Source organism: Corynebacterium sp. UMB6689, assembly GCF_030215295.1.
Classification (GTDB): domain Bacteria; phylum Actinomycetota; class Actinomycetes; order Mycobacteriales; family Mycobacteriaceae; genus Corynebacterium; species Corynebacterium aurimucosum.
Genome location: NZ_JASOLS010000121.1, coordinates 1 through 300, shown reverse-complemented (window position 1 = coordinate 300; position 300 = coordinate 1). Strand labels below are relative to the sequence as shown.

Below are 300 nucleotides of genomic sequence, written 5' to 3'. Positions count from 1 at the left end.
TTAGACCCAGTTTCCCAAGCTTATCCCAGAGTGCAAGGCAGATCACCCACGTGTTACTCACCCGTTCGCCACTCGAGCACCAGTGCAAGCACTGGCCTTTCCGTTCGACTTGCATGTGTTAAGCACGCCGCCAGCGTTCGTCCTGAGCCAGGATCAAACTCTCCACAAAAAAGGCCGTGAAAAGCCCAAACCTAGACAAACAGACAAACCAAACCATGCACCGCACGGACTGGCTATCCAAAAATTACATAAAGAAAAAATCCTTCAACCAACCCCCAACCCGACGGGGATATACAAGGA

Annotated in this window: 1 rRNA gene; it reads right to left on the bottom strand. The window is 51.0% G+C overall.

What is annotated here, in order from left to right:
• A 16S ribosomal RNA gene (locus tag QP363_RS12905) occupies positions 1–169 on the bottom strand; the annotation flags it as partial.
• Positions 170–300 lie beyond the last annotated feature (131 nt).